This is a genomic window from Guyparkeria sp., from assembly GCF_046540515.1.
Taxonomy (GTDB): Bacteria; Pseudomonadota; Gammaproteobacteria; order Halothiobacillales; family Halothiobacillaceae; genus Guyparkeria.
Genome location: NZ_JBKHFB010000075.1, coordinates 1 through 8,545, shown reverse-complemented (window position 1 = coordinate 8,545; position 8,545 = coordinate 1). Strand labels below are relative to the sequence as shown.

11 protein-coding genes are annotated in these 8,545 nt (G+C 66.8%); all 11 read right to left on the bottom strand.

Translation table 11 applies throughout. The features are described from left to right. The coding region (locus ACLFRM_RS08275) for a metal ABC transporter solute-binding protein, Zn/Mn family (protein WP_410755264.1) at window positions 1–185 on the bottom strand (185 nt) is incomplete at its 3' end. Window positions 186–196: 11 nt separating this feature from the next. Then, window positions 197–1,384 carry a porin gene (locus ACLFRM_RS08270; RefSeq protein WP_410755263.1) on the bottom strand — a complete coding sequence of 396 codons (1,188 nt, stop codon included), beginning with the start codon at window positions 1,382–1,384 and terminating at the stop codon, window positions 197–199. Between the two features lie 332 nt (window positions 1,385–1,716). Beyond that, a complete protein-coding gene (gene gpmI / locus ACLFRM_RS08265; protein ID WP_410755262.1) occupies window positions 1,717–3,252 on the bottom strand; it encodes a 2,3-bisphosphoglycerate-independent phosphoglycerate mutase in 1,536 nt (511 codons plus the stop codon). Between the two features lie 165 nt (window positions 3,253–3,417). Beyond that, the gene (tatC, locus tag ACLFRM_RS08260; protein ID WP_410755261.1) at window positions 3,418–4,548 is read right to left on the bottom strand and encodes a twin-arginine translocase subunit TatC; all 1,131 of its coding nucleotides are present in this window, start codon (window positions 4,546–4,548) and stop codon (window positions 3,418–3,420) included. Beyond that, window positions 4,517–5,077, bottom strand: a complete 561-nt coding sequence (gene tatB / locus ACLFRM_RS08255) for a Sec-independent protein translocase protein TatB (protein WP_410755260.1) — start codon at window positions 5,075–5,077, stop codon at window positions 4,517–4,519. The genes tatC and tatB overlap by 32 nt, the downstream gene beginning before the upstream one ends. A gap of 26 nt (window positions 5,078–5,103) precedes the next feature. Then, complete coding sequence (gene tatA, locus ACLFRM_RS08250) at window positions 5,104–5,394, bottom strand: Sec-independent protein translocase subunit TatA (RefSeq protein WP_410755259.1); 291 nt, start codon at window positions 5,392–5,394, stop codon at window positions 5,104–5,106. A 26-nt stretch (window positions 5,395–5,420) separates the two neighbouring features. Further along, window positions 5,421–5,762 carry a phosphoribosyl-ATP diphosphatase gene (locus tag ACLFRM_RS08245; protein WP_410755258.1) on the bottom strand — a complete coding sequence of 114 codons (342 nt, stop codon included), beginning with the start codon at window positions 5,760–5,762 and terminating at the stop codon, window positions 5,421–5,423. Continuing rightward, complete coding sequence (gene hisI / locus ACLFRM_RS08240; protein WP_410755266.1) at window positions 5,749–6,126, bottom strand: phosphoribosyl-AMP cyclohydrolase; 378 nt, start codon at window positions 6,124–6,126, stop codon at window positions 5,749–5,751. The genes ACLFRM_RS08245 and hisI overlap by 14 nt, the downstream gene beginning before the upstream one ends. A 147-nt stretch (window positions 6,127–6,273) precedes the next feature. Beyond that, a complete protein-coding gene (gene hisF / locus ACLFRM_RS08235; protein WP_410755257.1) occupies window positions 6,274–7,047 on the bottom strand; it encodes an imidazole glycerol phosphate synthase subunit HisF in 774 nt (257 codons plus the stop codon). 3 nt (window positions 7,048–7,050) lie between these two features. Next, window positions 7,051–7,806, bottom strand: a complete 756-nt coding sequence (gene hisA / locus ACLFRM_RS08230) for a 1-(5-phosphoribosyl)-5-[(5-phosphoribosylamino)methylideneamino]imidazole-4-carboxamide isomerase (RefSeq protein WP_410755256.1) — start codon at window positions 7,804–7,806, stop codon at window positions 7,051–7,053. A 43-nt stretch (window positions 7,807–7,849) separates the two neighbouring features. Beyond that, window positions 7,850–8,485 carry an imidazole glycerol phosphate synthase subunit HisH gene (gene hisH / locus ACLFRM_RS08225; protein WP_410755265.1) on the bottom strand — a complete coding sequence of 212 codons (636 nt, stop codon included), beginning with the start codon at window positions 8,483–8,485 and terminating at the stop codon, window positions 7,850–7,852. Window positions 8,486–8,545 lie beyond the last annotated feature (60 nt).

The following is an 8,545-nucleotide window of genomic DNA, read 5'->3' as shown; positions in this document are numbered from 1 at the left end:
GGCTTGGCCTGCAGGAAATGGGCGTCGCGGTCCGGCGGGGCGAGCACGGTCAGATCGACGCGCTCCCCGCCCACCGTCGAGACGAGGGCGCCCATGCTGTTGGTGGTGGCCACGACACGCAGGTCCGCGGCATGAAGCGTGGCTGGCGACAGGAGCGCCAGCGTGATCAGTAATCGTTTAAGCATGGTTGATGCCCTCAGAAGCTGTGCGCGCCGTGCGCGCCCAGGCTCATCTGGTACTGCAGGTAGAACTGGGTGTAGTCCTCGCGATGGTCGTCGAAGGCGCCACTGACCTGGGCGACCTGAGCGCGGATGCGGCTGGTTTCGCTGATATGCCAGGTGGCCGCCGCGGTCCAGCGTTCGCTCTCGTCGTAATCGGCGTTCACTGCCGGGCGCGGGCCGCGCTTCTCGTTGGTAAAGCCGACGGCATCGTAGCGCAGGCCGAGCTCCCAGCGCGGCGCGATGCCGTAGGTGGCCTGCAGGTAAAGCCCGTCCTCGGTAAAGTCGCGCGCCTCGCCGATCACGCCGGGGTTGCCGGCGTGGTGGGCCACTTCGAGATTCTTCTCGACCCACAGGTACTCGCCCGAGATGCGCCAGTCGCCCTTCCCGTAGCCCTGGCCGGAGTCGTACTTGTACACGGCATCGACGCCGTAAAGCCGGGCATCGCCGTCGACTCCGTGCTCGTCGGGTTCGCCGTGGTGGTGCATTTCCTGGTGGCTGCGGAAGAAGGCCGCCGAGGCGCCCAGTTGCAGGGCGTGGTCGTGGCCGAGATCTGGCGACCACTTGGCGAAGGCCGTCCAGAGCCGCGGCGCCTTGTCGCGCGCGGGCAGCTCGTCCCCGTGCTCGGCCTCGGTGCCCAGGCGTTCGTTGTTGTCGCCCTGGAAGGCCTCGATGCCGAACAGGGTGTAGTGGTCCCAGGCCGGCAGCCAGGTCAGCTGCAGGCCGGTGTCGGACAGGCCGTGATCGCCCAGCAGGGTGCGGTAGGCGAGGTTCTGGTCGACGAAGTCCCAGTCGTGCGGGTGCTTGTCGTTGTTGTAACCGATGCCGGAGTAGAACTTGCCCGCCTTGATCCGCAACCCGGCCGGCAGGCCGGTGCTGGCGACGAAGGCCTCCTCGAGTTCGACGTCGCCCTCGTCGGAGATCGCGACGTTCAGCCGGGCGTCGAAGAGCGCGTCGATGCCGCCGCTTAAGACCACCTCGGTGTGGCGCAGGTTGAAGCCCTGTTCCAGCCCGTGCTGGTGGCCACCGTGATCGTGGCCATGATCATGGTCATGGCCGTGCGCGGCGAAGATGCCGGCAGTTTCGCCCAGCATGGCATCGCCGTCGCCCTCCATGCTGTCGTCGTAGTAGACGCCGTCGAGGATCACGGACAGTTTCGGGTTCAAGGGTAATTCGTCAGCCTGCAGTGTTGCCAGAGGCAGGGAAACGGTGGCCAGACCTAGCAGCATGGCGCGTGGGAGATGGTTCGACGTCGGCTGGTGCCTCGGCATGGGTGGCTCCTGGGAGTGGTCTATTCTGGTCGCATGCAGATGTTATAACATAACACCTGATCGGCCAAGCAAACATCCTGCCCTTCTCGGGGAGGCCACGCGAGGTGGTCAGGATGCGGTGGTATCGGGTCTCGTGGTGGCAGCACGCCCCGTGGCCAGACGCGAGAAGACCGCGCCACCGGATGGATCCCGGCAGGCGCGGCCTATGTTTCGACGGAGAGACGGATTCAGCTGCTGGGCTTGTCCAGCAACAGGGATCGCTTCATCTTCTTCGGCAGCGGCAGGCCCATCAGTTCGAGCACGGTCGCCGCGATGTTGGCGATGCCTCCGCCCGTACGCAGGCGCACCGGGGTCTTGTCGATGACGATGCAGGGAACGGGATAGGTGGTGTGCTGGGTGTGCGGGTCACCGGTGACCGGGTCGACCATCTCGTCGCAGTTGCCGTGGTCGGCGGTGAGGATGATCGAGTAGCCCTGCTCGCTGGCGGCATCCACCAGACGACCGACCTCGTGGTCGACGGTTTCCATCGCCTTGATCACCGCCTCGCGCACGGCGGTGTGGCCCACCATGTCGCCGTTGGCGAAGTTGACCAGCACAAAGCCGTACTGCTCGGCGCGCACCGCGTCGATGGCGGCGTCCGCGACCTCGCGGGCGCTCATCTCCGGCTGCAGGTCGTAGGTCGCGACCTTGGGCGAGGGCACCATGACGCGGTCCTCGCCGGCAAAGGTCTCTTCCTTGCCGCCGTTGAAGAAGAACGTCACGTGGGCGTACTTCTCGGTCTCGGCGCAGTGGAACTGCTTGATGCCGGCCTGGCTGATCGCCTCGGCGAGCACGTTCTTCGGTCGCTCGGGCGGAAAGCCGATCGGCGAGAGGAAGCGCGGGTCGTACTCGGTCAGGCAGGTGACCACGATCGGCTGGTAGTCGCCGCGGTCGAAACCGGAGAACTCCGCCTGTCCCAGCGCCTCGGTCAGCTGGCGCGGCCGGTCGTTGCGGAAGTTGAAGAAGATCATCGCGTCGTCGGCCGAAAGCGGCTCGAAGCCGTCAAGTACCGCCGGGCGGATGAACTCGTCGGTCTGGTCGGCCTCGTAGGAGGCGGCCAGCGCCGCGCGCGCGTCACTGAAGCGCGGGCCGTCGCCACGCACGATGGCGTTGAATGCCTCCTCGGTGCGTTCCCAGCGCTGGTCGCGATCCATGGCGTAATAGCGGCCACTGATCGTGGCGATCGCCCCCCCGGCATCCTTGAGTCTGGGCTCGATCTGGTCGAGGTAGGTCAAGGCGGATTTCGGTGCCGTGTCACGGCCGTCGGTGATCATGTGGATCAGCGGGCGGGCGCCGATCTTCTTGGCCATCTTGATCAGGGCGAGCAGGTGGCGGACGTGGCTGTGCACGCCGCCGTCCGAGACCAGCCCAATCAGGTGGATCGGCCGACCGGCATCGGCCGCCTTCTGCATCGCCTGGTTGATGGCGGCATTCTCGTAGAAGCTGCCGTCCTTGATCGCATCGTCGATGCGCACCAGGTCCTGGCGGTTGATCGCCCCGCTGCCCAGGGTCAGGTGACCGACCTCCGAGTTGCCCATCTGGCCGTCCGGCAGCCCGCAGGCCCGTCCGGAGGCCTCGATCACGGTGTGTGGGTGGTTGGCATACAGCTCGTCGAGCCGGGGCGTGTCGGCCAGGCTCACGGCGTTGTGCTTGCGGCTCGGGTTGACGCCGACGCCGTCCATGATCACGAGCAGGACGGGGCGTCGCGGGGCGATGTTGGACATGGATGTGCGTTCCTTGTTCGTGTTTCGGTTGGGTTCACCGGAACGAATCGGGTGGCGCGTGCCGAAGTCCGCCCGGCGGGGGCAGCGGAATCTCCGATTCATTCTGGGCCGGGAGGGCGGCGTCGCCCTCCGCCTCGATCGTCGCTCGCGACCGGGTGGACCGGTTCAGCGTCGCTCGTCGGGCTTGTCGTCCGGCCCGGGCGACGGCCGGGCCGAGTCGTCACCGCGCGTCTCGTCGGTGTCGGACGGGCTGGGGGCCTCGTCCTCGTCCGCGCTGTCCTTGCGGGCCTCGCCCTTGTCGGACTCGCGCCGCGCTTCGGCCTCGATCGCTTCCAGCGACTGCTGCTCGCGTTCGATCTCCTCGAAGGCGCGATCAAAATCGAAGTCCTCGTCCTTCTCGGTCTCGTAGCTCCTGCCGGGGGCGCTGGTGCGGCTCCCCGCCGCAGTGGCGCCGCTACCGGGACTGCCGGCGGGTGCCCCGCCGCTCGGGCCGTCTTCCGGCGGGGTGCCTTCGGGCTCGTCGTCCCTGGGCAGTACCGGGCCGCCCTGCTGTCGCAGCAGCAGCCGACCGATGATGATCCCCAGCTCGTAGAGGAACCAGACCGGTATCGCCATCATGAACTGCGACAGGATGTCCGGCGGGGTGAAGATCGCGCCGATGATGAACGCCACCAGGATAGCGTAGCGGCGCTTCTCGGCCAGCTGCTGGGGCGTGACCACGCCGATCAGGATCAGGAGCACCACCGCCACCGGCACTTCGAAGACGAAGCCGAAGGCGAAGAACATCGTGATGACGAAGCTCAGGTACTCGTTGATGTCCGGTGCGTAGCTGACCTCCGCCGGGCCTGTGCCCGCGAGAAAGCCGAACACCACCGGAAAGACGGCGAAGTAGGCGAAGGCCGCGCCGATGTAGAACAGGATGGTGCTGGAGAAGACCAGCGGGATCACCATCTTGCGCTCGTGCTGATACAGCCCCGGAGCGATGAATGCCCACAGCTGGTACAGCAGGAACGGGATGGCGATGAACAGCGCGGTGAAGCCGGCGAGCTTGAGCGGGATGAAGAACGTCGAGGCGACCTGTACCGCGATCATGCCCGTGTCTTCCGGCAGGTAGCGGGAAAGCGGGTCGGAGAGCAGCCGGAACAGATCGTTGCGGAACGGGAACAGCGCCAGGAACAGCACGAAGACCACGGCCACCGACTTGATCAGCCGGTTGCGCAGTTCGACCAGGTGCGAGACGAACCCCGCCAGACCGGAGGGTTCGTCAGTTGTCGCGTCCGCGTTCCGTTGGCTCATCTTGTTTCTTTGCCGTCGATTCCTGGGGCGTGGCCGGCTCGGCCGAGGTGTCGGGCTCGGCCGACTCGAACGGGCGACGGAAGGTTTCGCCGGTTTCCGATTCCAGCTTGCTCAGCTCGTCCTCGAAGTCGTCTTCCTCGCCCGGGGCGCGGCCACTTTCATCCAGGGCCGCAAGCCGTCTGGCCGAGTCCTGGCGTGCCTTTTCGCCGGCCGCCGAGTCGCGCATGGTCTGTTCGGCCTCCGACAGCGCGCTCTTGACGGTCTTCTCGGTTCCCGAGAGGTCGTCGCGGGTCTCCTCGACCATCGCTCGCAGCTTGCTGATCTCGGATTCCTGCGAGTTCAGCAGCTGCTTCATGTCCTGCATGTTGAACTCGCTGTCCATCTCGGCCTTGGCGTTGGCGACGAACTTGCGAACCTTGTAGGTCCATTCGCCGGCCTTGCGCGCCACACCGGGCAGCCGTTCCGGGCCGATGACCAGCAGGGCCACGACCAGAACGAGAAACACTTCCCAGAAGCTGAAACCGAACACGGATCAATCCTGCGTCGGGGCGACGATCAGCTGCCCTTGCGCTCGTCGGACTTCTCGGCGGTCTTTTCCTGGCCGGCCTCGATGGTCTCGCTCTCGATCACCCGGTTGGCGTTGGGCTTCTCGCCCTCCTTGTGCTCCAGGTTTTCGCTGCGCTTGGTTTCTTCCTCGTCCTTCTCGGACTCGTCCTTGACGGCCGACTTGAAGCCCTTGATGGCGCTGCCGAGGTCGGTGCCGAGGTTCTTCAGGCGCTTGGTGCCGAACAGAAGCAGCACGATGGCGAGAATGATCAGCCAGTGCCAGATGCTAAAAGTACCCATGATCGCGATCTCCTACTGATGTCCTGTCAATCTTGTGCGCGCCGTGCCTTTTCTTCAAGGCCCGACAGTCCGAATCGGCGTTCGAGCTCCGCGAGCACGTCCGCCGGGGATAGGTTGGCGTCGGCCAGCAGTACCAGGCTGTGGAACCACAGGTCGGCCATCTCGTTGATCAATTCGTCGCGGTCGTCGCCCACCGCGGCCAGTGCGACCTCGACCCCTTCCTCGCCGACCTTCTGGGCGATCTTCGCCCGGCCCTTGCGATAGAGACTGGCGACGTAGGAACTGCCGGCATCGGCGCCCTTGCGCTCCTCGAGCAGCGCGGCGAGTTGCTCCAGCACCTCGGTCGTGCGGCCGTCAGCCGTTGCCATAGATCGCTCCCGGGGATTTCCTGACCTCGTCGGTCGTCTGCCAGCGGCCGTGTTCGAGGCGTCGATAGAAGCAGGACTCGCGGCCGGTGTGGCAGGCGATGCCGCCGTGCTGTTCGATCGACAGCAGCAGCACGTCCCCGTCGCAGTCGAGCCGGATTTCACGCACCGTCTGCGTGTGGCCGCTCTGCTCGCCCTTGTGCCAGAGCTTCCGGCGCGAGCGCGAGTAGTACACCGCCTCGCCGAGCTCGGCGGTCTTCTCCACGGCCTCGCGGTTCATCCAGGCGAACATCAGCACTCGACCGGTCGTGGCATCCTGCGCGATCGCCGGTACCAGGCCGTGCTCGTCGAAGGCGATCGCCTCGATCCAGTCGCGCGACTCGCGGAATGCCGGGGGTGTTGCCTGGGAATCGGTCACTGTCGGTGTCGTCTTCAGCGGTGGGCGGGCCGGTGGCCGGCGCCGGAGTATATCAGGGATGGCGGGAAAACCGTCAGCCGCGCGGCGCTACCGGGGTCAGTCGCGCACCTCGATACCGGCCTCGGCCATCACGGCCTTCGCCTCGTGAATGCTGTGGGTGCCGAAGTGGAAGATGCTGGCCGCAAGCACCGCATCGGCGTGGCCCTCGAGGATGCCCTCGACCAGGTGATCGAGGTTGCCAACGCCCCCCGAGGCGATCACCGGGATCGGGACGGCGTCGCTGATCGCGCGGGTCAGTTCCAGGTCGAACCCCTGCTGCATGCCGTCGCGGTCCATGCTGGTGACCAGCAGTTCGCCGGCACCCAGGTCGGCCATGTGCACGGCCCAGTCGACCGCATCCAGCCCGGTGGGGTTGCGCCCGCCGTGGGTGAAGATCTCCCAGCGCGGCGGCTCGTCCTCGCCGGAGACGCGCCGGGCGTCGATGGCGACGACGATGCATTGCGAGCCGACCGCGTCGCTCATCTCGCGGATGCGCTCGGGGTGGTGCACCGCGGCGGTGTTGATCGAGACCTTGTCGGCGCCGGCATGCAGCAGGCGGCGCACATCGGCCAGCGTGCGGATGCCCCCGCCGACGGTCAGCGGGATGAACACCTCGGCGGCGACCGCCTCGACGACGTGCAGCATGGTCTCGCGCCCCTCGTGCGAGGCGGAAATGTCGAGGAAGGTCAGCTCGTCGGCGCCGGCCTGGTTGTAGCGGCGCGCCGCCTCGACCGGGTCGCCGGCGTCACGCAGGCCCTCGAACTGCACGCCCTTGACCACGCGGCCTTCGGCCACGTCGAGGCAGGGGATGATGCGCTTGGCGAGCCCCATGACCTACTCGGAGAACGGCGGGATGCCCGCGCGGTCGTCGATGCGTTTCTGGGCCTGCTTCAGGTCGATGGTGCCCTCGTAGAGCGCCCGGCCGATGATGGCGCCGGAGACGCCGTCGTCGGCGGCATCGATCAGCCGGTCGATGTCGCTCATGTCGGTCACGCCGCCCGAGGCGATGATCGGGATGCGCACCGATTTTGCCAGCTCGCGGGTCGCCTCGATGTTGGCGCCCTGCATCATGCCGTCGCGGGAAATGTCCGTGAACACGATCGCGGCGACGCCGTCGGTCTCGAAGCGCTGGGCCATGTCGTGGATGTCGTGGTGGGACAGCTTCGACCAGCCGTCGATGGCCACCTTGCCGTCACGCGCGTCCAGGCCGACGATGATGTGGCCGGGGAAGGCGAGGCAGACATCCTCGACGAAGTGCGGCTCGGAGACGGCCTTGGTGCCGATGATGACGAACTCCACGCCCAGCTCGAGGTACTGCTCGATGGTGGCCTCGTCGCGGATGCCGCCGCCAACCTGGATCGGCAGGTCCGGGTATGCCTCGCAGATGGCCTTGATGACCTCGCGGTTCTTCGGGCTGCCGGCAAAGGCGCCGTCCAGGTCGACCAGGTGCAGGCGCCGCGCGCCGGCCTCGACCCAGCGGCCGGCGACGGCGACCGGGTCGTCGGAAAAGACGGTGTCATCGTCCATGCGGCCCTGTCGCAGGCGCACGCATTTTCCTTCCTTCAGATCGATGGCGGGGATCAGGAGCATGATTGGGGCGTCCTCGATACGCGTCGTGTCGTGTTGCGGTCGGTCAGGAACTCGGTCCGGACCAGCGGGTGAAATTGGCCAGGAGCGTCAGGCCGTCGTCGGCGCTCTTCTCCGGGTGCGCCTGGATGGCGAAGACGTAGCCGTCGGCCAGTGCCGCGCAGTAGGTCAGGCCGTAGTCGGCCGTCGCCACCGTGTGGGCCGGGTTTTCCGGCTCGCAGTAGTAGCTGTGCACGAAGTAGAAGCGTGCGTCCTGGCGGATGCCTTCAAGCAGCGGGTGGTCCCGGGCCTGGTGCATCTGGTTCCAGCCCATCTGCGGCACCTTGAGGTGCTTTTCGGTGGGCTGGAATCGCTTGACCTGGCCGGGGAACCAGCCGAGCAGGTCGACGCCGTCGTTCTCTTCCGAGCGCTCCAGCAGCACCTGCATGCCCATGCAGATGCCGAGAAACGGGCGGGTCCGCGCCGCCTCGCGCAGGGCCTCGGGCAGGTGGCGTTCACGCAGGGCGGTCATGCATTGGGCCGCCGCGCCCTGGCCGGGGAAGACCACCTTCTCGGATTCGAGGACGACTTCGGGCGCGTCGGTGAGGATCACGTGGGCGCCATCCGGGGCGACGTGCTCGATGGCCTTGACCACCGAGCGCAGGTTGCCCATGCCGTAGTCGACGACCGCGATCTGCATCAGGAGGCACCTCGTACAATCTGCTGCGCGTCCCGATTTCGGCGTCGCGTGCTCACTCGCTCC

Bases quoted from the DNA above. Each gene is read 5' to 3' on its own strand.
- gpmI (WP_410755262.1), bottom strand. From the start codon at position 3,252: ATGTCCAACATCGCCCCGCGACGCCCCGTCCTGCTCGTGATCATGGAC.
- ACLFRM_RS08245 (WP_410755258.1), bottom strand. From the start codon at position 5,762: ATGGCAACGGCTGACGGCCGCACGACCGAGGTGCTGGAGCAACTCGCC.
- hisF (WP_410755257.1), bottom strand. From the start codon at position 7,047: ATGGGGCTCGCCAAGCGCATCATCCCCTGCCTCGACGTGGCCGAAGGC.
- tatC (WP_410755261.1), bottom strand. From the start codon at position 4,548: ATGAGCCAACGGAACGCGGACGCGACAACTGACGAACCCTCCGGTCTG.
- hisA (WP_410755256.1), bottom strand. From the start codon at position 7,806: ATGCTCCTGATCCCCGCCATCGATCTGAAGGAAGGAAAATGCGTGCGC.
- tatA (WP_410755259.1), bottom strand. From the start codon at position 5,394: ATGGGTACTTTTAGCATCTGGCACTGGCTGATCATTCTCGCCATCGTG.